The organism is Chitinibacter bivalviorum, assembly GCF_013403565.1.
Taxonomy (GTDB): domain Bacteria; phylum Pseudomonadota; class Gammaproteobacteria; order Burkholderiales; family Chitinibacteraceae; genus Chitinibacter; species Chitinibacter bivalviorum.
The window spans coordinates 1,255,003-1,278,609 of sequence record NZ_CP058627.1 but is presented as its reverse complement, the minus strand read 5'-3'; the positions used below and the strand labels follow the sequence as shown (position 1 = coordinate 1,278,609).

Here is a 23,607-nt window from a genome sequence, read left to right as displayed (position 1 = left end):
AATAAAAAAAGGGGGCGAGAGCCCCCTAAATTAAAACTTAATTTCTACTGCTGAATGACCAAGCCACTCTTTTAAGTCGGCGATCAATTCATCCCGCAGTAGCGCCCGCCATTGAAACCCTAGATTCACAGTGCATTGTGCGATTTCATTTTGATAAGAAATTTCGACGGCACAACCCTCTTCGCTGCAGTGCGGTGACAATATCTGCTTAAATTTCTCGTGGTCGTTGTTTTTGCCAAAATTTAATTTTAATGCTCTGGCGAAGTGGCTGCGCGTTTCGGCTACATCAAATACGCGATCAGCAATAATGCGCTGACCGCCCGAAAAACGATCCTCGGAAACTTTGGCTTCAATAACGAGAAGTGCATCTTCCTTGAGTTTGGTACGGTTGGTTTCGAAAGAATCTGAAAAGAGCGAAACTTCGACTTTGCCGTTACCGTCATCAAGTTGTAAAAAGCACATCCGTCCGCGTTCACCATTTTTGACGCGCATGCCAGCGACGATGCCAGCGATAAATTGGGGCTCACGCTGATTTTGCAGCCGATCAAGGCGTGTTTTAATCAAGCCCTTGATGGCTTTGGCGTGCGCATCGAATGGGTGGCCTGACAAGTAAAATCCGACTGCAGTTTTTTCTTCCGCCAGTTTGATTTTGTCATCCCAGCGCTGCACTTCAATCATTTCAAATTGAGGTGCTGCGGCAGGCTCGAGCAGGTCAAATAAGCTAATCTGATTCGCGTTCGCGGCTTCGGCATCGGCCACCGCCATGGCTTGCTCAACATTGGCCATCAAACGAGCTCGATGATCGTCGATTGCATCGAATGCGCCACCACGAATGAGCGCTTCAAGTACGCGCTTGTTAACTTCTTTCTTATCTGTACGACTGCACAAATCGTAAATCGAGGTGAAAGGACCATTCTTCTCGCGTTCGGCCACAATCATGTTGACCGCACCTTCACCGACGCCCTTGATTGCACCGAGTGCATAGCGGATTTGCCGTTTGCCCACAGGCACAAAGCGATAGAAGCTCTGATTGATATCTGGGGGCAGTAGTTCTAGCTTGTTCTTTTCGATGCAATCATCGTAAAAGACTTTAAGCTGGTCGGTGTTGTCCAATTCAGACGACATCGTTGCTGCCATAAATGCCGCAGTGTGATGTGCTTTAAGCCATGCTGTATGGTAGGAAACCACAGCATAGGCAGCCGTATGCGATTTGTTAAACCCGTACTCGGCAAACTTGGTCATCAGGTCGAACAATTGCTCGGCAAGGGCGGGGTCGTACCCTTTTTTTGCAGCACCTTCGGCGATCGTCGCACGGTGCTTGGCCATTTCCTCAGGTTTTTTCTTACCCATGGCGCGACGTAACATATCCGCGCCACCGAGCGTATAGCCGCCGATGATCTGCGAAATCTGCATCACCTGCTCTTGATAAACAATAACGCCATAGGTGGGTTCTAGGCATTTCTCAAGGTCAGGGTGGAAGTAATCAGGCTGTTCGATGCCTTTTTTACGGTTAATAAAGGTATCCACCATCCCCGAGCCGAGTGGGCCGGGACGGTAAAGTGCCAATACCGCAATAATGTCTTCAAAACGGTCAGGTGCGAGCTTTTCGAGTAGCCGCTTCATCCCATCCGACTCGACCTGAAATACGCCGGTGGTGTTGGCATCGCGGAAAACTTGATATGCGGCTTGGTCATCAAAACCAAGGCTCATGAGATCAAGGTATTCGCCGGTTTGGTTTTTGATGTACTGCAGCGCCAACTCAATAATCGTTAGATTTCGCAAGCCCAAGAAGTCAAATTTAACCAGCCCGACTTGTTCGACGTCGTCTTTGTCGAGCATCGAAACAGGGGATGAATCCTCACCTGAGGCCTGGTATACCGGGCAAAAGTCCGTAATCTGCCCTGGAGCGATCAATACCCCCCCTGCATGCATACCAATATTGCGGGTTAGGCCTTCAAGTGTTTTGGCTAGATCCCAAAGCTCACGGAGTTCTTCTTCTCGCTCGATCCGCTCAGCTAGTTCAGGGACCATTTCTACCGCGTCATCAAGGCTGTACTGCTTGCCTGGTGCGGCTGGGATTAACTTGGAAACCCCATCACAGAACATATAGGGCAGATCTAGCACACGACCTACGTCACGGACCACCGCTTTAGCCGCCATCGTACCGAAGGTGGCGATTTGGCTAACAGCTTCAGCACCGTATTTTTCACGCACGTATTCGATGACGCGCCAGCGGTTTTCCTGGCAGAAGTCGATATCGAAGTCGGGCATTGATACCCGTTCTGGGTTCAAAAAGCGTTCGAACAGTAGGGCGTAGGCGGTTGGGTCAATGTCGGTAATGCCTAGGCTATAGGCAACGAGAGAGCCTGCGCCCGAGCCACGACCTGGCCCTACGGGGCAACCATTGACTTTGCCCCAAGCAATGAAGTCGGCAACGATCAGGAAGTAACCAGGGAAACCCATCTGGACGATGGTATCCGTTTCAAATTTTAGGCGCTCGTAATAGCGAGCTCGCTCTGATTCACGCTTGGTCTCGTCGGGGTATAGCTGTGCAAGGCGCATTTCTAAGCCGCGCTTAGCCTCATACACCAGAAAATCATCCAGTGTCATCCCGTCTGGTGTTGGGAACAGCGGAAGATAGTTTTTGCCCAAGACAATTGATAAATTGCATCCCTGTGCGATCGCTACAGTGTTGGCGAGTGCTTCGGGCAGATCTGCAAATAACTCCTGCATTTCGGCAACAGATTTGAAGTATTGCTCTTCAGTAAAGCGCTTAGGCCGGCGTTTATCCGCCATCACATAGCCTTCTGCGATACAGGTGCGCGCTTCGTGTGCTTTGAAATGCTCCCGATTCATAAACTGTATCGGGTGGGTTGCCACAACAGGTAGTGAGAGTTGTGATGCAATATCTAAATGACCTTGCAGGCTATGTTCACTGCTGCTCAGGCCTGTGCGCTGTATTTCTAGGTAGTAATTAGCTGGAAATTGCGCCGACCACCATTGGGCCGCATCCAATGCAGCTTCGTCATTTTTGGCCAATAAATGCTGGCCAACTTCCCCTAGCTCTGCGCCTGATAAGCAGATTAAACCGCTATTATCACCATCGATCAGCCATTGCTTTTGCAGCTCTGCACGCCCTCGATACTGATTATGTTTGTATGCTTGTGTGAGCAAAGCGCAAAGCCGCCCATAACCAGCGCGGTTTTTACAAATGAGTAGGATGCGGAAAGGCTTATCCTTATCGTCTGGGTTTTCTACCCAAGCATCGAGGCCCACAATTGGTTTAAGCCCTGCGTTGCGGCAAGCTTTGTAATGCTTCACCATCCCGAACAAGTTCATCAAATCTGAAACACCCAAGGCGGGCATGTGCTCAGATTTGGCACGTTTAACTGCATCTTCAAGCCGGACGATACCGTCGGTCACTGAAAATTCGGAATGGAGGCGTAAATGGATAAAGGAAGGAGCATTCATGTCGATATTTTAACATCTGGCTCAATTTGTGGCCTGCATTAATCACGCATCGGGCTAATCTGGTAGTTGGAGTAGAATCACAGAAGTTGTAGGAGGTGAGTATGGATGCAAGTTTGGTAAGTGCCGCAAGTGGCGCCGGGGCGAAGGAAATTGCGCCTTTGTTAGTACTACGAAAAGCAATGGATATTCAAGAGCAAAGTGTGCTGACTCTGCTTGATAGTGTGCCCCAAGTGTCCGCAAGTAATAATCCGCCGAATTTAGGGCAAAACATCGATGTAAAAGCTTGATACGAAATAGAAAAAACCCACATAGAATGTGGGTTTTTTATTGGGTATCACTTTGAAGGTTGCATTAATAAAGGCTCTCCGAGTAATACCTGCCATTCTTTGGCTAGCCGCCAGTTATTTTTTTTGTCAGCCAGCTCAACTTGCCAGCGCTGTACGGCGATAACATGGTCGGCTTTACCCGCAAACATCATTGGGGCCTGAGGCTCGAGTTCAATGGTTTGATCAAATCCATCTCGGGTTGGATGCGCTATTTTTAAAATCAACTCGCCCTCAACCGCTTGGTTGAGTATCACCCGAATGCTCTGCTGATCATCTCCTAACAGTAGCTGTGCTGTGATGCCTTGCGCTGCCGTCTTTTGATCGAGTGCGATTCGTTCATTGATTTTTTGCCCATCTTTATAATAGTTATCACTGACTAAACCATCTTTATTGGTATAAGCCAGGTAAGCCATGTAAATGCCACCAATGATGGCCAGCGCAGGGAAGGTGATTAAAAGCCAAACATGGGGGTGTTTGTACCAGGGTTTTGCATCCATTAATTTCTTCCAATAAATGTAGCTTTCTCGCGTACTGCAATAGCAGCGTCGTCGAGAGATTTAACGATTAAGTGAATTTCATGACTGCCCGCTTTGGCTTTTTCAGGAGCGACTTGCAAGCGAACTGAGACATCGCTTGTTGCGGTTGGTTCAAGTGTAAATTGACCGTTACCTTCAGCGATGACTTTCATGCCGTCAAGACCATCGGCGCTTATGACGTAGGTGTGCCGTTTTTCGCTGGCATTTTGAATTTGCACTCGGTAGGTGTTTTCAAGCCAGCCATCTTCGACTTCACGCACTAAGGCGACACGATCACGCTCAATATTTACTTTAACGGGTTGACGATGAAAGAGCGAATACCCTGTAACCGCTAAAATTACGCTGAGCAGTACCGCATACATAATGACTCGTGGCCGCAGTAATTGTTTGTGAATATCCTTTTCCGGGTATTTGTGTTCCAGTGCGTTTTCCGTGGTGTAGCGGATGAGTCCACGTGGATATTGCATTTTATCCATAACTTCGTCGCAAGCATCAATGCAGGCCGCACAGCCGATGCATTCGTATTGCAAGCCATCACGAATATCGATACCAACGGGGCAGACTTGTACGCAAATGGTGCAGTCGATGCAGTCGCCCAAACCTTGCGACTTGTAGTCTATACCTTTTTTACGTGTGCCCCGATTTTCACCTCGTTCTTTATCGTAACTGATAATCAGAGTGTCAGCATCAAACATGGCGCTTTGAAAACGCGCGTAGGGACACATGTATTTGCAGACTTGCTCTCGCATCCAACCCGCGTTCCCATAGGTTGCAAAACCGTAGAACAATATCCAAAAGGCTTCAGTGCTCGTAATCGTGAGGGCAAGTAGCTCCGCCCATAATGCATGAATTGGTGTGAAATAGCCGACGAAGGTAAACCCCGTCCAAAGTGCGAAAGCGATCCAAAGTGCGTGTTTTGTTGCTTTTAGGCGCAATTTTCGTGCACTGATAGGACCGTTATCGAGCTTGATGCGTGCCGCGCGATCACCTTCAACCCATTTTTCCATCCATAGAAAAATTTCGGTATATACGGTCTGTGGGCAGGCGTAGCCACACCATAAGCGGCCGCCAATTGTGGTCCAGGCGAACAGCCCAAAGGCGCTAAGTAAGAGTAGGGCGGTGAGATAAATAAAATCTTGTGGCAGGAAAATAAGTCCAAAAATATAGAACTTACGTTCGACCAAATCAAATAATAAGGCCTGACGACCATTGATTTGAATCCAAGGGATGCAGTAGAAAAAAAGCTGAGTCGCTAGAACGAAAAAAATGCGCCATTTGTTCCAGAAGCCATTAATCCATCGCGGGTAGATTTTTTTATGCGCAGAATACAGCAATACTTCTTCGAGTTCGCCATCGTCTTTAACGTTGACTACATTGACAGGGATGTCTTTTAGCTTTTGGCTCATGTTTATTCTCCGGTCAAAACATTCATTCAATAGCACTCTATTGAATCAAGATTCTGATATGAAAATCGGGCAGTTTTTACGCTGCCCGATTTTGCGAACTACTTAGTATGTATTACTTCTGGTTTTGGCTCAGGCTGTAAACATAGGCAGACAGCAAGTGTACTTTGCCATCACCTAGGAATTCTTTCCAGGCTGGCATGACATTGTTGCGGCCATTTGTTACGGTCTCAACGATGGTAGCTTCTGAGCCACCGTACAACCAAGTTTTGTCTGTCAGGTTAGGTGCGCCAATATCTTGGTTCCCTTTGCCTTCTGCTCCGTGACATGCCACACAAACTTGTTTGAATGTTTCAGCGCCACGTTCAGCACGAACATCGTTAAATGCTGGGTTGCCAGAAATTTTCAGCACATAGTTTGCTACGTCGCGAACTTTTTCTTCGCCGAAAACAGCACCAAATGCAGGCATCTGACCGTGACGCCCTTTAGTAATTGTTTCTTCGATTTTTTCAGGTTTTCCACCGTAGAGCCAATCATTGTCGGTCAAGTTTGGAAAACCTTTCGCGCCGCGAGCATCCGCACCGTGACACTGAACGCAATAAGTCTGAAACAGGCGTTTACCCATGTCGTTTGCTTCTTTGTTTTGAGCTACGGCAGGGATAGGCATGGCCAGATATTTGTCGTACAGGGCTTGGTATTTAGCATCGGCTTTTGCAACTTCTTCTTGGTGCTGACCTTGTTGTGACCAGCCTTTTGCATTACCAAAAACGACCAAGCCAGGGTAAAGCCACAGGTAAGCAATGGCAAAAACAATGGTCAGCACAAACATACCAACCCACCAGCCTGGTAGCGGATTGTTATACTCTTCCAAGTCGCCATCCCATTTGTGGCCAGTAACTTCAGCTTTCTCGCCTTTTTTGAGTTTGACTTTCATCTGCGTGATAAGCAGATAAGAGACAAACACAATGCCGAGAATTACCACTGTGGCAATAAACGGACCCCAAAAACCACTCGTAAAGTCTGTCATTCTCTTTTCTCCGTTAGCCGATTAGGATTGCTTACCCGACGACGGCAAGTCGTCGTCGAGGAACGGCTGTTGCGCAGCTTCATCAAAGCGCTGCTTGCTTGATTTGCTGTAGGCCCAAAAGCAAATGCCGACAAACAAAATAAAGCCCAATACAGTCACTATGATACGAACGTCGTTCTGCAAATCCATCGTGCTTACCTTTTATTTTTCAATGCAAGACCCAAGCCCTGAAGATAGGCAATAACCGCTTCCATCTCGGTTTTACCTTCAACTTCTTTGCTGGCGTTGGCAATGTCTTCGTTCGTGTATGGAACGCCCAGTTTACGCAGTGCTTCCATTTTCTTCGGTGTAACCGTTGAATCAATTTTGTTCACGGCTAACCAAGCAAAAGCAGGCATGTTTGATTCTGGCACCACGTCACGTGGATTCATCAGGTGGGCGCGATGCCATTCGTCAGAGTAGCGCTCGCCAACACGTGCCAGATCAGGGCCTGTACGTTTTGAGCCCCACTGGAATGGGTGGTCGTACACTGATTCACCCGCAACTGAGTAGTGGCCATAGCGTTCAGTTTCTGAACGGAAAGGACGGATCATTTGTGAGTGACAGTTGTAGCAGCCTTCACGAATGTAAATGTCACGACCTTCCAAGCGCAGTGCGCTGTATGGCTTTACGCCTGCGATGGGTTGGGTCACGGATTTACTAAACATCAGTGGCAAAATTTCGACAAACATCGCCACGCTCACTGTCAGGAGCGTGAGGATGATGAGGGCCACTACGTTTTCCTCAATCAATTTTTGAATCTTATTCATTATTATTCGTCCTTCCGTAATCAGGCGTGTGCGGCAACGGCTGGGATTTTTGCATCAACGGCTTTGCCGTCAAATACAGTACGCAGTACGTTGTAAAGCATCAGGCACATGCCAAGTAGGTACATCAAGCCGCCCAAGAAGCGGATGAAGTAGTACGGATAAGACGCTTTAACGGCATCAATGAAGGCGTAAGTTAATGTGCCGTCAGTATTGATTGCGCGCCACATCAGGCCTTGAGTTACACCAGAAATCCACATTGATGAGATGTAAAGTACTACCCCCAATGTTGCAATCCAGAAGTGCACTTCGATCAATTTTACCGACCACATTTGTTCGCGACCAAACAGACGTGGGATGAGGTAATAGATTGCACCGATGGTGATCATCGCAACCCAACCCAAAGCACCAGAATGAACGTGACCTACAGTCCAGTCAGTGTAGTGGCTCAGTGCATTGACAGATTTAATCGCCATCATTGGGCCTTCAAACGTAGACATACCGTAGAAGGAGAGGGCGGTAACCAAGAACTTCAAGATTGGATCTGTGCGCAGTTTATGCCATGCGCCAGACAAGGTCATAATGCCGTTAATCATGCCGCCCCAGCTAGGTGCTAGCAGAATCAAAGAGAACACCATGCCCAGAGATTGCGTCCAATCGGGAAGTGCTGTGTAGTGCAAGTGGTGAGGGCCGGCCCACATATAGGTGAAAATCAATGCCCAGAAGTGAACCACAGACAGGCGGTATGAATACACAGGGCGACCTGCTTGCTTAGGAACGAAGTAGTACATCATGCCCAAGAACCCTGCGGTCAAGAAGAAACCTACCGCATTGTGGCCGTACCACCATTGAACCATTGCATCTACTGCACCTGCATAGGCAGAGTACGATTTCATCGCTGTAACAGGCATGGCGGCACTGTTTACCAAGTGCAGTAATGCAACAGCAAGGATGAAGGCGCCGTAGAACCAGTTGGCCACATAGATGTGCTTAACTTTGCGTTTTGCCAAGGTACCGAAGAAGACAACGGCGTACGCTACCCATACAACGGTGATCAGCAGATCAATTGGCCATTCCAACTCTGCATATTCTTTGCCGCTGGTATACCCCAGTGGCAAGGTAATTGCAGCTAGCAAAATAACTGTCTGCCAACCCCAGAAGGTGAAAGCGGCTAATTTGTCGCAGAACAGGCGTACGTTACAGGTACGTTGAACGACGTAGTACGAGGTCGCAAATAATCCACAGCCACCAAAAGCAAAAATAACTGCATTAGTGTGCAATGGACGAAGGCGTCCAAAGTGAAAGTATGGCCCGATATTTAGTTCTGGCCAGAACATCTGGGCGGCGCAAATTACGCCAACCAGCATGCCGACAATGCCCCAGACGACCGTCATGATGGCAAATTGCCGCACCACTTTGTAATTGTATGTGGCTTGGTTTTCCATTACAGCGCTCCGATTGATCTCCAACTGCTTGGAATTAAAATTAAAATAAAGATTGAAAAACAAAAAAATAGCCGCATTTAAACTAAGTGCTTAGTTCATCTGCGGTTATTGGATTAGGGTGAGAGCATCCCCAATCCAGGTACAAAAGTGCCTACTGGACTATACGCAGACTTGCTGCACTCAATGTTGATCAACATCAAGCAAATCCAATGGCAATCTTCCCGATTTTACCTTGTTGTGTGGCGTCAGTCAGGGTTTTTTTTCTGTGGTGTGCGTCCTGGCGTGGTTGATTCTATCGTTGTATCGTCGTCCTGAAGAATTCTCCAGCTGGGTCCCTCTAGGTCATCGGTTTGCCCACTGCGGATAAACCACCAAAATATCAAACCAATTCCAAGTGCAATTAAGAGCGATAATGGAATTAATAAATAAAGACTTTCCATTGAATTATTTAGCTTTTTTCAATTGATCGGGAGCTAGCAGCCTGAGTGCATTCAATACAACCAGCAAAGAACTAAGCGCCATGCCAAGGCTTGCTAACCAAGGTGTAACAAGCCCTGCAACCGCGATGGGTAGCGCTGCTAAATTGTATGCAAGTGCCCAAATTAAGTTTTGGCGTATGATTTTGCGGCATTTTTTCGCAAGTAATAGTGCTTTGGGTAAGGTTTCAAGTTGGCTATTCAGCAAAATCATATCGCCTGCGGCTTGGGCAATATCAACACCTTCACCCATGGCGATCGATACATTGGCCATCGCAAGCACTGGTGCATCGTTTACCCCGTCACCTAACATCAAAACGCGATGTCCCTTGGCTTGCAGGGCTTTAATGTAGGCGACCTTGGTTTCGGGAGTGGCAGCTGCGCGAATGTTCTGGATCCCAAGCTGCTCGCCAACCAAATTGGCAATAGGGAGTTGATCCCCAGAAAGTAAGTGCAATTGGTAGTGCTGAGTCTTGAGGTAGTCTATGACGGCTTTAGCTTCGGGCCGGATTTGATCTGCTAGTACAAATGCGGCGAGCATTGAATTTTTGTCGGCCAAGTAAATGATGGTGCCTTCTGATTCGTGCGCTTTTGTTCGTTCAAATTCTTGATGACCTAGTGTCTTACTTATGAAGTTACTTGAACCCAGCCAGTAATCTTCACCATTAATTTTGCCGTAGATACCGCCGCCAGGGTAATTGCAAAAGTCCGTAACGATTAACTCATTGCTTTTTCCGTCCATTTGAAAGGCTTTCGCGATCGGATGTTCGGAACGGTTTTCTAGTGCGATTGCAATCGGTAGGGCCTCATCGGCAAACATTGCAAGTGCTATGGTTTGACTTAAGCGCGGCTCGCCAAATGTTAAGGTACCTGTTTTGTCAAAAACAATATCTGTGACGCGCGCAAGGTTTTCTAGGCTGTTGCCGCGAGTCAGTAAAAGACCAATTTGTGCCAAATGCCCTGTCGCTGCAGTCAGTGCCGCTGGGGTTGCTAATGAAAGCGCACATGGACATGAGATGACCAGCACGGCGACGGTGTGTGGCAATGCATGAATTGGATCGTGTCGATACCAGTATAAAAAACACGCTGATGCAATTAGTAGTAAGGCAAAAATAAACCAGCCAGCGACGCGATCGGCTAATTGGGCAAGATAGGGTTTTTCTTGTAATGATTGATCGAGAAGTCGCACCATACTGCCAAGGCGAGTATTGTTTCCCGTCGATTTAACTTCGATGGTTAGAGCTGAGATCAGATTCAAACTGCCTGCAACTACGCTTGAGCCGGATTCTTTGATGATTGGGCGGCTTTCTCCGCTTAACATGGCCTCATTGACTTCACTGCGACCATCGAGCACGACCCCATCAACGGGGATTGTTTCTCCCGCTTTACTGACAATGAGATCGCCCGCTTTTAAGCGATGAACAGGTGTTTCATGCAGGCTATGGTCGTGACTTAACCTGTGCGCAAAGGCAGGTACGAGTTTGACCAGCATTTCTGCCGCTGCGCCAGCGCGGCGGCGTGCTTGTAATTCTAAATATCGCCCGCCCAGTAGCAAGAACACAAACATGGATACGGAATCGAAATAGATTTCTCCGTGAGCGGTAATCAATGAATATAGGCTGGCTATAAAAGCCGCAACCACCCCAATGCTCACGGGTAAATCCATGCCCGCTCGGCCATGCCGAAGCTCGCGCCAGCTATTCACATAAAACGGCCAGCATGAATACAGCACAACTGGAAGTGTCAGTAAGGCGCTACCCCAGTGCATCATGGTGAGCCAGTTATCTTCAATTTCACCAGTGGGCGCCATGTAAATGGGGATGACAAACATCATCACCTGCATCATGGATAATCCAGCAACCCATAAGCGCAACAAGGCCGATTTACGCTGTTTTTCCCATTGAGCTTCATTGCGCTCATGATCATATGGGTGTGCGCGATAACCGATCGCGGCAATGTGCTGCAAAATGCTCGATAGTTTTACTTGCTGATCGTCCCACCGAACTCTAGCGCGGTGCGTGCTGTAATTGATGGAGACGGATAGAACGCCGGGTAATTTGCTAAGGTGTTGTTCATTCAGCCAAATACACGCTGCGCAGCTAATCCCTTCAAGGATGAGAGCTGCTTCTCGGATATTGTCTGATACTTGCTGCACGAAGCTAGATTGCAATTGAAAATCGTCATAAAGCTGCAATTGCTCACGAATTTCAGCAGGTAGCGGTTCGGTGCGGCTAGCGCTTTCTGTTCTTTGGTCGTAATAACTGGCGAGGCCGCTGGCCAAAATAGTGTCGGCCACTGCCTTGCATCCTGCGCAGCACGCAGGTTGATCATGCTCACGATAGCGTATCGTGAATTCGATGGGGTCTGGACAGTCGCTAGCGCAATGGAAACAGGGAGTAGGTGCGGTCATCCCGCTATTTTAACTAAAACTGCGTCGGTAAAGTTCTATTTTCTAGTGCTAGCACTAACTTGGGTAATTTAACTAAGCTACAAAAGAGTCGAAACTTCATCGACGATGTCTTCATACTCTTCTAGCTTGAGGGCCAGATGATTGAGTAAGAGCGGTTCAATCGCACGCCATTCTGGATGTTCATATTGTTGGATATTCATTTTGAGAATATGTTCGGCTAATCCAGTAAGGGCAATCAATGTGCACACATGATGCCATTCACTATCCATGTGCAAATCAAAGACAGCAAAATCATGATGGTTGAGTGTTGCAAGCTGCATATCTTCCGGTAAGTACCAAGCACGGCTCAGTAGATAACCGACAACATTATGATTGGTTTGGTAGCGATGATTTTCGTATTCGATGAATTCGGCCCGGCTAAATCGATCACCTTTTTCCAATGTGTCGATGTAATCAGGGAAGCGAGCCGCCATCACCGCTTTACCGCTGCTGCGAAATAGGCCAAAGGTATATGCTTCTTCGGGTGTAATGCCGTGTACGTGTTCTGCTAGACGCCCGGCAATCATCGCGATGCGGGTCGCCATTTCCCAAAATAACTCCATCCTATCGTTGTGTTCAATACACAGGGTTTGTCTGAGTACAATGCCTTCAACCAAATTACAGGTATTGCGCAGGCCAAGTAGCTGCAAGGCTTGATCGACCGAGCTAATTTTCTGGCTGAGCTGGTAGTAGGGCGAGTTCACTGTTTTAAGCATGGCCAGTGATAGCGTTAAGTCACTATTGATGAGTTCGGCAATTTCTTCAAAATTGGGATCATCGGCGGCTTGTGCGCGCTTGATGGCCTCTAAAATGACTGGGCGTGGCGGAATAATCAGATTTTTAATCAGTCGCTCTGACTCGGTGGCGGGAATATTACGTAGCATCATGTTGGACTGATTATCTTGGGTGGATAGTTATACTTTAGCACTTGCCTGTGAAATTGCTTTCAATCGGGGGGAGCGTTTTTGGATTTAAGTTTGATTTCGTATCGTGTTGACAATGGCTTTAAGCCCGTTTCCCCTGCTGGCACTCAAGAACCTTTGCATGCCTCGCTCAGTGAGCCAGTTTTCAAAATCAAATGCTGCAATTTCGGTGCTCGATTTTTGGTTAAAGGCACTCAAAACCAAGGCTAATAATCCTTTGACGATGCGTGAATCGCTGTCTGCGGCGATTTGCCAATGTGCGCCTATGGGCTCAAGGGCTAGCCAGACCTGGCTCTCGCAGCCGCTGACTTTATGCTTTGGGGTTTTGTCGCTGTCTGGCCACTCAGGTAATTGTTTGGCGAGTTGCACCAAGAGCCGATTTTTGGCTTCCCAACCGTATGCTTGATCGAGTAGTTTGGCTATTTCGTTTGAGTCATAGCGGGTGCCAAACGGGTGTTCAAAGCGTTGATCGATAGGCAAAGTGTTGTTCATCATAATAGATCCAGCGTTTCTGCTAGGGTTGATAATAATAACGCCACATCATGTTGGGTGTTATAGATTGCCAAAGACGCGCGTAATGTGCCCTGTATACCCATGGTAAGTATGAGTGGCTGTGCGCAGTGGTGACCTACTCGCACGGCAATACCCTTATTGTCTAGAAATTGTGCGACATCATACGGGTGCGCACCCGCAAAGGTCATTGAGCTTAAAGAAACCGTGTTTTTTGCATGGCCGTGGATTTTGATGCCTTCAATTGACTCCAGTCCTTGCTTTAACTGGTGGTGCAATTGCGTTTCATGTTGCAGTAGGGCAGAACGATCCAGTGTCGCTAGCCAATCTAAAGCTGCACCTAGGCCAACGGCTTGCGCAATAGCTGGCGTGCCAGCCTCTAGTCGCTGCGGTGCGGCGGCATAAGTGGTGCCTGCAAAAGACACCACATCAATCATTTCGCCGCCACCTTGCCATGGCGGCAGGTCACGCAAGAGTGATTGTTCGATATAGGCAACGCCAATACCGGTGGGGCCATAGGCTTTGTGACCGGAAAATACATAAAAATCACAGCCCAAAGCTTGTACGTCAACGGGTAAATGGGCAATGGCTTGTGCGCCATCGACCAGCACTTTGCATTGCTTTTGGTGTGACAAGTCACAAATTGATTGAATATCTTGAATGCTGCCGATGGCATTGGACGCGTGGCTGATGGCTAGCAAACGTGCGCGGCTTGACTGAAGCAATTCATGCAGGTGCTCCATGTCAATTTCGCCATCAGGCGTAATATTTAATTGGCGAACAATGACGCCCGTGCGCTGAGCCAGCATCTGCCAGGGGACAATATTGGCGTGATGCTCGAGGGTGGAAACGATAATTTCATCGCCAGCGAGAAGCGATTCGCCGAAAGTATTGGCGATGAGATTGATCGCTTCGGTCGTGCCGCGGGTGAAGATAATTTCATCGCTAGTCGCTGCATTGATAAAGCGGGCGACCGTTGCGCGTGCGCCTTCAAATGCATCTGTGGCGGCGACGGCCAGTCGATGAGCCCCCCGGTGAACATTGGCATTGTGGTGTTCGTAATAAAAGCGCTCCGCATCAAGTACCGCACGCGGCTTTTGCGTGGTTGCCGCATTATCCAAATACACCAAATCCGGATGGTGATCGAAAATCGGAAACTGTTGTTTTATCGCGGCGACATCAAACATATGCATGCAAGGCTAGAGGGATTGGTTGGCAATTGTATAATGGCTGCTCTTGATTCGTAGAAAAATTCCAAATGCCCTATAAACAGCCAGTTTCTATTCTTCTCATTATTCATACGCCAGAGTTAGACGTGCTGTTGCTGGAGCGCAATGATTTTACCGATGCCTGGCAATCGGTCACGGGCAGCCGCGAAGGCGATGAAAGCCTGATCAATACCGCGCAGCGCGAATTGGCAGAAGAAACAGGTTTGCGAGTGGATGTAAGCCAGATCCGTGACTGGGAAAGCTGCCATGATTTCGAAATTTTCGAGGTTTGGCGTCATCGCTATGCGCCGGGTGTGACGATGAACACCGAACATGTATTTAGCGTCGAAATCCCTGTGGCCTGCGAAGTTGATATTTCACCGAATGAGCATCGCCGCTTTAAGTGGGTTAATTGGCAGCAAGCGGCTGAAATGGTGTTTTCACCGTCCAACGCCGAGGCGCTACGCGAATTGCCTGCGCGGATGGGGCATTAAATGCAAGGCGATGTGAAGCTGATCGTGCCTGAGCGTCGCCTGATTGTGGCCTCATACAATATTCATAAAGGACTCTCGCCGCTAAATCGTCGCTTGGTGTTGCACGATGTACGCCAAGCGCTGAGTCAGTTGTCCCCCGATATGGTGTTTCTGCAGGAAGTGCAGGGCGCGCATCAACAGCATTCCAAACGATTTGCCACCTGGCAAGATGCCCAACACGAGTACTTGGCTGGGGATGTGTTGCACAGCGCCTATGGCAAGAATGCCCATTATCATTTGGGACATCACGGCAATGCTTTGCTGTCGCGCTATCCGATTGTTCATTGGGAAAACTACGATTTGACTTTGCATCGCTTTGAGCAACGCGGTGTTTTGCATTGCCAACTCGATATTGCCGGCTGGGATCAACCCTTGCATGCTTTATGCGTGCATCTCAATTTACGGGCTGGTGATCGGCGCAAGCAGATTCAGATTTTGGTTGATCATATTCAACGTCTAATCCCCGCAAATGCACCCTTGGTGTTGGCGGGGGATTTTAACGACTGGCGAGCTGAGCTGAGTCATATCTTGCATACTCAATTGGGGATGCGCGAGGCGTTTGAACAACTGCACGGTGCGCCAGCACGAAGTTTCCCGGTGCGCATGCCGCTACTGACCTTAGACCGAGTTTATGTGCGCGGATTTGAGATTGTCAGTGCTGAAGTGCTCACGGGCGCACCATGGCGGCATTTATCAGACCATGCTCCATTATTTACGGTTTTGCAGGGTTAAACGATGCCCAAGTCGCAGCTTAGAAAGCATAATCAAGTGCAATTACTGTGCAATGGTGCTGATTTTTTTCCGGCCCTTTTGGCGCAAATTCACGCTGCGCAAATCGAAATTCATCTTGAAACGTATATTTTTGAGCTCGACGAAGTGGGAGAGCAGATCGCGCAAGCCTTGATGGCGGCCGCAAGGCGCGGCGTGCGCGTCTCGGTCTTGATTGATGGCTTTGGCGCGCGTGATTTTCCTGTAGCGATAAAAAACGCAATGGCACAGGCCGGCGTGCGATTATTGTTTTTTCGCCCTGAGTTGAAGCGCTTCTCGTTTAATCGCGCCCGTTTGCGTCGCATGCACAGGAAACTATCCTGCTTTGATGGCAAAGTCGCCTTTGTGGGCGGCATTAATATATTGAGTGATTTTGATGGGCCCGACTTACCGCCTCGATATGACTATGCAGTGCAATTAAGTGGCCCAATTGTTGATGAAATTCGTGCGGTATTGAGTCGGGAGTGGCGCCATAGCGCGTGGTCGCAACTTAAAAAGTCGTGGACGCGACGATATTTCTTGAGCAATCGTGCTGAGTATACGGCTGGAGTGCCGGCACAACTTGTTGTACGTGATAATACCCGCAATCGTGCCGCAATCGAACATGCCTACTTGGCGCAAATTGAAGCTGCACAATCTGAAATTATCATTGCTAATGCTTATTTTTTACCGGGTAAACGACTGCGTCAGGCTTTGCTGAGGGCGGCTGCACGCGGCGTGGCGGTGGTGCTGTTATTGCAAGATGAGCGAGATCACGCCTTATTGCAATATGCCAGTTGGGCTTTCTATCGCCCCTTGCTGAAGGCGGGGGTCGAAATTTATCAGTACAACAGCGGCTTTATGCACGCCAAAGTGGCTATTTTTGATGGTGAATGGGCCACGGTCGGCTCGAGCAATATTGACCCATTTAGTCTGTTATTGGCGCGTGAGGCGAATGTCTTTATTCATGATCCGATCTTTGCGCAACAGTTGCGCCTAGATGTTAAAAAGCACCTCAATAACGACGCGCTGGCCATCTTGCCCGAGCATATACATCAGGCGGGTATCGGTTTGCGAGCCTTGGTTTGGATGAGTTATACGCTGGTACGTCTGATGATGGGGGTCTCGGGTTATGGCGGGAATAAATACCTCGAATAAGAAGTAGCAGCATCTCGGCTACGTAAAATTGAGACAATTTCACCCATGAGGCGCAACCCTAATAGCGAAGCCGCTTGATAATGCGCTATGGTAATTCAAACGATCGTTTGGAGAGTCGCAATGGCGCAGTACCCGCATCTGTTTTCCCCGCTGGATCTTGGATTTACGACCCTAAAAAATCGCAGCATCATGGGCTCGATGCATACGGGCTTAGAGGAGCAGCCCAATGGTATGGATCGATTGGCGGCCTTTTATGCGGAGCGGGCCGCAGCAGGGGTGGCCTTGATCGTCACGGGTGGCGTCGCGCCCAATGCGGATGGCGCAGGGTTTGAAGGTTCTGCCGTTTTAGATCGGGCAGAGCAAGTTGCCGAACATCAAAAGGTGACGAGCGCCGTGCATCAAGCTGGCGGAAAAATTGCGCTGCAAATTTTGCACACAGGGCGCTACGCCTATCACAATCATTCGGTGGCCCCATCGCCCATTAATGCGCCGATTTCACCGTTTACCCCACATGAATTGAGTGTTGCGCAAATCGAGCAGACGATTGCGGATTTCGCAAACACCGCCAAGCTGGCGCAAGCCGCAGGGTATGACGGTGTCGAAATTATGGGCAGCGAAGGCTATCTCATTAATCAGTTTCTAGTAAATCGCACCAATCAACGCAGCGATGACTGGGGTGGTACGATTGAAAATCGGCAACGCCTCGCAATTGCGATCACTCAGGCCGTACGAGCAGCGGTCGGCCAACACTTTATCGTGATTTTCCGCATTTCTCTGCTCGATTTGGTGCAGGATGGTGGCACGCTCAGCGAGGCCATTGCCTTGGCGCAAGCGCTCGAAGTGGCTGGCGTCACGCTGCTCAATACCGGAATCGGTTGGCACGAAGCTCGTATCCCTACCATCGCCACCATGGTGCCGCGTGGCGCATTTAGCTGGGTAACACGCGCACTCAAAGCGCATGTCAAAGTGCCTCTGATTGCAGTCAATCGTATTAATACCCCCGAAATTGCAGAGCACATCTTGGCCAATGGCGATGCAGACTTGGTCTCAATGGCGCGCCCTTTATTGGCAGATCCGCTCTTTATGGCCAAAGCCAAAGCGGGTCAAAGTGCGCAAATCAATACCTGTATCGCCTGTAATCAGGCCTGTCTGGATCACGTATTTGAAGGCAAAACCGCGTCCTGCTTGGTGAATCCTCGTGCTTGTCGTGAAACAGAGTTAAATATCCGTCCAGCTGCACAAGCTAAAACCATTGCCGTAGTCGGCGCTGGCCCTGCTGGTCTATCTTGTGCTTTAACTGCGGCTCAGGCTGGGCATCATGTCACTTTGTTTGAGGCGGGGTCTCATTTGGGCGGTCAATTTGGCCTCGCTCAGCAAATTCCTGCCAAGGCCGAGTTTCGCGAAACTTTGCGCTATTTCGAAGTGATGCTGGTGCAAAATAATGTCGACATTCGTCTTAATACCCGTGTGAGTGCCGCGCAACTGGCGGGACGCTATGATGAGGTCGTTGTCGCTACGGGCGTGCAGCCGCGCCAATTTGACTTAGCAGGTGCTGATCACCCCATGGTGGTGCCGTATCCCGATCTGATTGCTGGGCGCGTAGCGATGGGGCGCAAAATTGCCATTGTGGGGGCGGGGGGTATTGGGGTCGATGTCGCAGATTTATTGCTTAATTCGGCAGATACCATCGCGGCGTATCTGCAGGACTGGGGTATTGATCCGCAATTGCAGGCTCAGGGCGGGCTACTTGTACCGGATGGCCGTGTGCCTGAACGTGAGTTGTGGTTGTTGCAGCGAAAAAAAGGCAAGCCAGGCGCTGGGCCTGGGCGCACCACCGGCTGGATCCATCGTCAGCGTTTGGCGCGCAAACATGTTCATCTTTGGGGTGGCGTGCAATATCTGCACATCGATGATGCTGGCCTACATTTGATCCATGATGGCGTTGAAAAATGCATTCCTTGCGATCAAATTGTGATTTGTGCGGGTCAAGAGTCGGTGAATTCACTGTATGCCGATCTACAAGCTTTAGGGCAAGCTGTGCATTTGATTGGTGGGGCGCAGTTGGCTGCGGAGCTTGATGCTAAGCGGGCAATTGAACAAGGATTCCGACTTGGCATATCGTTCGACGAAGTACGTGAGTCTGCGCTATAGACGCAGTAATCTAAACGGCGATTAAAGGTCGTTTTTCCCGCTTAAACGTCGATCCGATAAGCGGCTTTGCCGGAAAAATGGCCTTTTCTGACTGTCAGAATTGGTAATTGGTCTCACTGGATTTGCTACTGGCACTTTAAAACTAAGTCGCCGAATGCATTGTTTTAGTTCGTGAGATCAATTGATATTTCTCTCGCGTACCGCTGTAAGTGGTGTTAGCCGTACTTACTTAGTTGTTTCCAATTTATTACTGCTGTGGAAATATTGTAACTGGCCAAATTATGCGTTTGTCCTAGCTTGAAAGCGTTCGCTTCTGATGCTGGAGAACTCATGATGAAAATGCTTTTACTCGCTATTTTGTTGCTGGCCAATCCAGCCTTTGCCAATTGCGAAGCTCAAATCAAAGCGCTGAAGACCGAAATGGTGGTGCAAAACACCAGTCTGGATGTCAGACGCAAGGTCAACTCCAAATTGCAGCCACTCATTGTGCCACGGCAAGATTTAAATCCTGTGAGTGATGCCGAGTGTCTGCGTGAAGTGAGTGCTGCCCGAGCACTGCTTAACCCTACGGGTGAGAAAATTGCGACCGGTAAATAGGGTGGTTGGGTATATGGCTGAAGATATTAATCTGCTTTGTCTTCTGCCATATACCCCGTGTTGCTTAACGCTCGGTTTCGCCGCCTAAGGCGTTGAGTAGCTCTGGAATAAAGCCGCGCAACTCGCCGATTAGCAAGGCAAATTGCGACTCGAATAGCGCATCTTGCGTTTCTGCATCCATGTCTTTGAGTTCATCTTTCAATACATCGAGCATGGCCAGTGATTTGATTTCCAAAGCGTCGGTGAGCGTAAACGTAAGACGTTCGCCAAATGCTAGGCTCAATCGAGTCACGATTTTACCTACGGCCAAATGCTGGCGCACTTCATCACAATCCATCACCTGACGTTTAAAGCGCGCAATAGAGCCTTCATCGCCGGGTACTTTCAGCTCGGCATCTTGCCCCAATGCAAATGCATCAGGCGTTTCATTGCTGAGCCATTCGGTCATCGCAGCGCTGGGGCTGATTTCCGTGTCGATGAGTCGCGTCGGCAAGCTGCCCAAGGTTTCGCGCAGTGTAGAGAGTAAATACTCCGCTTTGGCTGCACTGGCCGCATCGACCAGTACCAAGCCTGATTCCAGATCCAGTAAGGCGCGTTGCACACGCGAGCGAGTGAACGCCCGTGGAGTGAGCTCTTCAATGATGCGATCTTTCATCTCGCGCTGCTCTTTACGGCCCACTTTGCGACTTTCTGCCGCTTCGATTTGCTGAACGCGATAATCAAGCTCATCTTTGACGACTGCGGCGGGTAATACTTTTTCTTCGCTTTTCAGCGCGACCAGCACGGCATTTTGACGCTCAAGTGCCATCATGGCTGGCTCGTGACGAGCAGGAGCTACCCAACCACATGATTCCATATCCATGCTGCCGCAAGGAATAAATGGGCGTTTAGCCAACTCGGTGGCGATACTGTCAGGGCTGAGCGCGTGGTCAGCAGATAAACGATAAATTTGCAGATTGCGGAACCAAAGCATCGTGAGTATCTCTAAGAATGGCCGCTGATTGTAGCGCTGTATGGGCGAAAGGCAAAATGGGCGGCGGTCAGCGAAGTGAATTTCACCCACTTGAATCTCATTGAGAATGATTGTTGTTACATATATAATGAGAATAATTACTACTTAGGAATTTGCCATGAAACGTTTTACTTTGTCTGCGATTGCATTGGCGCTGCTAGCAGGTTTAGCTCAAGCCGAAACGGTAACCGTCTACTCTGCACGCAATGAGCAATTGATTAAGCCGCTCTTTGATGCCTACACCAAAGAAACCGGCGTTGAAGTCAAAATGCTGTCGGATAAAGAAGGCCCACTGATGGCGCGTTTGCAAGCTGAAGGTGGCAATACCCCAGCAGACATGCTGATTACCGTTGATGCAGGTAATTTGTGGCAGGCAGCAAATATGGGCTTGCTCAAAACGATCAATTCTAAGACTTTGAATGACAATGTGCCGGCGCATTTGCGTGATGCCAAAGGGCAGTGGTACGGCCTTTCAATTCGTGCCCGAACCATGGTTTACAACCCTAACCTGATCAAGGCCGATCAGCTTTCGACGTATGAAGATCTGGCTGATCCAAAATTCAAAGGCAAGTTGTGCTTGCGCACCAGCAAAAAGGTTTACAACCAGTCTTTGGTCGCCATGATGATTGCGCAGCAAGGTGAAGCCAAAACTGAACAAGTCATTCGTGGTTGGGTCGCTAATTTGGCGACTGATGTTTTTGCCGATGACACCAAATTGATTGAGGCTGTTGCCGCTGGCCAATGCGCGGTGGGGATTGTGAATACATATTACCTTGGCCGCATTTTGGATAAAATGACGCCCGCGCAACGTGATGCATATACTGCAAAATTATTCTGGGCCAATCAAAAAACCAATGGCGTTCATGTCAATGTATCGGGTGCTGGTGTAACGCGCTATGCCAAAAATGAGGCGGGTGCGGTTAAATTGATGGAATGGCTATCATCCGAAAAAGCGCAAAATCTGTATGCGGATAAAGATCTGGAATTTCCAGTCAATCCAAAAGTGAAGCCAGATGCTTTGGTGAGCGCTTGGGGCCCGTACAAACAAAACGTAATCAATATGAGCAAAGCGGGTGAATTGCAGTCGCAAGCAGTTAAACTAATGGATCGTGCAGGATATAAATAATCCATTGAATGATGGATAAATAGCCAATTGGCGATTTGAAACCAATAGGGCAGGCCAGATTGCTGGTGCTGCCCTTTGTCTTTGGCAGAAATGTATGCGATTAACCATGTTGCGCGGGCCCTTATTGGTCGCGCCGATTGCTTTATTAACCCTCATACCTTTGCTGGTTGTGTTGGGGTCGTTTTTGCATCCACAGCCCGAGGTATGGGCTCATCTCAGCGAATATGTGCTGCCTGAGGTCATCAATAATACTTTAATTTTGATGCTCGGAGTCGGTTGCGGCGTGCTGCTATTGGGCGTACCGCTCGCATGGTTTACCGCTGTGTGCGAATTTCCTGGGAGGCGCTTTTTTAGCTGGGCCTTGATGCTGCCACTGGCTATGCCAGCTTATGTGCTGGCGTTTGTGCAGGTAGGCTTGCTTGATTTTACCGGGCCAGTGCAAACGCTAATTCGAGATATTGGCGGAGATTCCAGTTGGTTTCCCCGGATACGCTCGATCGGTGGCGTCGTGCTGGTGTTGTCGCTGGCTTTTTACCCTTATGTCTATCTACTGGCGCGCAATGCATTTTTAACGCAAGGGAAAAGGGCTTTGGAAGCTGCACAAATGCTGGGTTTATCGCGTGCCCAAGGTTTTTGGCAGGTGGCCCTGCCGATGGCGCGACCTTGGTTGATTGGCGGCCTGACGCTGGCTTTGATGGAAACGCTGGCTGATTTTGGCACGGTGGCAATTTTCAATTTTGATACGTTTACGACCGCGATTTATAAGTCATGGTTTTCGCTATTTAATTTGCCTGCGGCTTCGCAGTTGGCGTCTTTGCTGGTGATCTTTGTGCTGGTGCTGGTGGGGATGGAGCATTGGGCGCGCGGTGCGCGACATTATCATTCGCGCATTGTTGCTGCTGAGCGGATCCAATTGAAACGCTGGCACCAGATCGCGGTGATTGCACTGTGTAGTGCAGTGTTATTGATTGCCTTTGTGATCCCTGTGATTCAATTGCTGGTGTGGGCGAAATCGATTTTGCAAGAGGATTTGGATAGTCGCTATCTCGGTTTTACTTTGCGCTCGATGATGATTTCGATTTTGGCGGCTAGTTTGGTCAGCTTGCTGGCGCTATTGTTGGTGTTTATTGCTCGTCGTTTTAATTCGCGCGCGACGCGCTGGATGGTGCGTTTGGCCACCTTGGGCTATGCCGTGCCAGGCTCGGTCTTGGCCGTGGGCGTATTCTTGCCGATTGCTTGGTTGGATAATTTGTTGATCCCTATCGCGCAAAGCATGGGTTTTGCGACGTTTCAAGTGCTCAAGGGCTCGGTGGCTGTCATGTTATTGGCTTTGGCGGCGCGTTTTATGGCGGTGGCCTTTCAGCCTATGGATAGCACAATGCAGCGCATTAGTCGCAATCAGGAAGACGCCGCACGCTCTTTGGGCTTGAATCAACGCCAGCTGTTATGGCGTTTACATTTGCCGATGCTGCGCGGGGGGATGTTGACCGCGCTGCTAATGTGCTTTGTTGATGTGATGAAAGAAATGCCGATTACCTTGATGACGCGCCCCTTTGGCTGGGATACCTTGGCCGTGCGGGTGTTTGAGATGACTTCAGAAGGAATGTGGGCCAATGCCGCATTGCCGAGTTTGATGATCGTGCTGACAGGATTAATCCCCGTCGTTCTCTTGGTCATTCAATCAGAAAATAAACAGGACTAAA

At 49.0% G+C, this 23,607-nt stretch carries 21 protein-coding genes; 8 read left to right on the top strand and 13 right to left on the bottom strand.

Annotation, left to right across the window (positions count from 1 at the left end; genetic code table 11):
• Positions 1 to 30 precede the first annotated feature (30 nt).
• A complete protein-coding gene (gene dnaE, locus HQ393_RS06065; RefSeq protein WP_179357939.1) occupies positions 31 to 3,471 on the bottom strand; it encodes a DNA polymerase III subunit alpha in 3,441 nt (1,146 codons plus the stop codon).
• 101 nt (positions 3,472 to 3,572) lie between these two features.
• Between dnaE and HQ393_RS06060 the strand changes: the two genes are divergently transcribed.
• Positions 3,573 to 3,758, top strand: coding sequence for a YjfB family protein (locus tag HQ393_RS06060; protein WP_179357938.1), 186 nt, complete (start codon positions 3,573 to 3,575; stop codon positions 3,756 to 3,758).
• Between the two features lie 47 nt (positions 3,759 to 3,805).
• Here HQ393_RS06060 and HQ393_RS06055 read toward each other — a convergent pair whose 3' ends face one another.
• From HQ393_RS06055 to HQ393_RS06005, 11 genes are all read right to left on the bottom strand, one after another.
• A complete protein-coding gene (locus HQ393_RS06055) occupies positions 3,806 to 4,294 on the bottom strand; it encodes a FixH family protein (RefSeq protein ID WP_179357937.1) in 489 nt (162 codons plus the stop codon).
• Positions 4,294 to 5,739: a cytochrome c oxidase accessory protein CcoG gene (gene ccoG, locus HQ393_RS06050; RefSeq protein ID WP_179358414.1), complete on the bottom strand. Its 1,446-nt coding sequence runs from the start codon at positions 5,737 to 5,739 to the stop codon at positions 4,294 to 4,296. Before ccoG ends, HQ393_RS06055 begins: the two co-directional genes overlap by 1 nt.
• 112 nt (positions 5,740 to 5,851) lie before the next feature.
• Positions 5,852 to 6,763 carry a cytochrome-c oxidase, cbb3-type subunit III gene (ccoP, locus tag HQ393_RS06045; RefSeq protein WP_179357936.1) on the bottom strand — a complete coding sequence of 304 codons (912 nt, stop codon included), beginning with the start codon at positions 6,761 to 6,763 and terminating at the stop codon, positions 5,852 to 5,854.
• Between the two features lie 21 nt (positions 6,764 to 6,784).
• The gene (locus HQ393_RS06040; RefSeq protein ID WP_179357935.1) at positions 6,785 to 6,952 is read right to left on the bottom strand and encodes a cbb3-type cytochrome oxidase subunit 3; all 168 of its coding nucleotides are present in this window, start codon (positions 6,950 to 6,952) and stop codon (positions 6,785 to 6,787) included.
• A 5-nt stretch (positions 6,953 to 6,957) separates the two neighbouring features.
• A complete protein-coding gene (ccoO, locus tag HQ393_RS06035; protein WP_179357934.1) occupies positions 6,958 to 7,572 on the bottom strand; it encodes a cytochrome-c oxidase, cbb3-type subunit II in 615 nt (204 codons plus the stop codon).
• Positions 7,573 to 7,592: 20 nt separating this feature from the next.
• Positions 7,593 to 9,014: a cytochrome-c oxidase, cbb3-type subunit I gene (gene ccoN / locus HQ393_RS06030; protein ID WP_179357933.1), complete on the bottom strand. Its 1,422-nt coding sequence runs from the start codon at positions 9,012 to 9,014 to the stop codon at positions 7,593 to 7,595.
• A gap of 245 nt (positions 9,015 to 9,259) precedes the next feature.
• Positions 9,260 to 9,454 carry a cbb3-type cytochrome oxidase assembly protein CcoS gene (ccoS, locus tag HQ393_RS06025; RefSeq protein ID WP_179357932.1) on the bottom strand — a complete coding sequence of 65 codons (195 nt, stop codon included), beginning with the start codon at positions 9,452 to 9,454 and terminating at the stop codon, positions 9,260 to 9,262.
• A gap of 4 nt (positions 9,455 to 9,458) precedes the next feature.
• Complete coding sequence (locus tag HQ393_RS06020; RefSeq protein WP_179357931.1) at positions 9,459 to 11,900, bottom strand: heavy metal translocating P-type ATPase; 2,442 nt, start codon at positions 11,898 to 11,900, stop codon at positions 9,459 to 9,461.
• A gap of 77 nt (positions 11,901 to 11,977) precedes the next feature.
• Complete coding sequence (locus tag HQ393_RS06015; protein WP_179357930.1) at positions 11,978 to 12,826, bottom strand: HDOD domain-containing protein; 849 nt, start codon at positions 12,824 to 12,826, stop codon at positions 11,978 to 11,980.
• Between the two features lie 84 nt (positions 12,827 to 12,910).
• Positions 12,911 to 13,357: a SufE family protein gene (locus HQ393_RS06010; protein WP_218871311.1), complete on the bottom strand. Its 447-nt coding sequence runs from the start codon at positions 13,355 to 13,357 to the stop codon at positions 12,911 to 12,913.
• The gene (locus tag HQ393_RS06005) at positions 13,354 to 14,565 is read right to left on the bottom strand and encodes an aminotransferase class V-fold PLP-dependent enzyme (protein ID WP_179357929.1); all 1,212 of its coding nucleotides are present in this window, start codon (positions 14,563 to 14,565) and stop codon (positions 13,354 to 13,356) included. Before HQ393_RS06005 ends, HQ393_RS06010 begins: the two co-directional genes overlap by 4 nt.
• A gap of 65 nt (positions 14,566 to 14,630) precedes the next feature.
• On the opposite strand from HQ393_RS06005, the gene nudB reads away from it, so the two are divergent.
• From nudB to HQ393_RS05980, 5 genes are all read left to right on the top strand, one after another.
• Positions 14,631 to 15,074, top strand: coding sequence for a dihydroneopterin triphosphate diphosphatase (gene nudB / locus HQ393_RS06000; protein WP_179357928.1), 444 nt, complete (start codon positions 14,631 to 14,633; stop codon positions 15,072 to 15,074).
• Complete coding sequence (locus tag HQ393_RS05995; protein WP_179357927.1) at positions 15,075 to 15,845, top strand: endonuclease/exonuclease/phosphatase family protein; 771 nt, start codon at positions 15,075 to 15,077, stop codon at positions 15,843 to 15,845.
• Between the two features lie 3 nt (positions 15,846 to 15,848).
• Positions 15,849 to 17,018 (top strand): cardiolipin synthase ClsB, encoded by a 1,170-nt coding sequence (gene clsB, locus HQ393_RS05990; protein WP_179357926.1) that lies wholly within the window; start codon positions 15,849 to 15,851, stop codon positions 17,016 to 17,018.
• Between the two features lie 120 nt (positions 17,019 to 17,138).
• Complete coding sequence (locus HQ393_RS05985) at positions 17,139 to 19,169, top strand: NADPH-dependent 2,4-dienoyl-CoA reductase (protein ID WP_179357925.1); 2,031 nt, start codon at positions 17,139 to 17,141, stop codon at positions 19,167 to 19,169.
• A gap of 330 nt (positions 19,170 to 19,499) precedes the next feature.
• Positions 19,500 to 19,766, top strand: a complete 267-nt coding sequence (locus tag HQ393_RS05980; protein WP_179357924.1) for a hypothetical protein — start codon at positions 19,500 to 19,502, stop codon at positions 19,764 to 19,766.
• A gap of 64 nt (positions 19,767 to 19,830) precedes the next feature.
• Here the strand turns inward: HQ393_RS05980 and HQ393_RS05975 are convergent, their stop codons facing one another.
• Positions 19,831 to 20,739, bottom strand: coding sequence for a recombination-associated protein RdgC (locus HQ393_RS05975; protein ID WP_179357923.1), 909 nt, complete (start codon positions 20,737 to 20,739; stop codon positions 19,831 to 19,833).
• A gap of 157 nt (positions 20,740 to 20,896) precedes the next feature.
• Here HQ393_RS05975 and HQ393_RS05970 point away from each other — a divergent pair, with 157 nt between their 5' ends.
• Positions 20,897 to 21,904 (top strand): extracellular solute-binding protein, encoded by a 1,008-nt coding sequence (locus HQ393_RS05970; protein WP_179357922.1) that lies wholly within the window; start codon positions 20,897 to 20,899, stop codon positions 21,902 to 21,904.
• 94 nt (positions 21,905 to 21,998) lie between these two features.
• Positions 21,999 to 23,606 carry an ABC transporter permease gene (locus HQ393_RS05965; RefSeq protein WP_179357921.1) on the top strand — a complete coding sequence of 536 codons (1,608 nt, stop codon included), beginning with the start codon at positions 21,999 to 22,001 and terminating at the stop codon, positions 23,604 to 23,606.
• The last annotated feature ends 1 nt before the right edge of the window (position 23,607 follow it).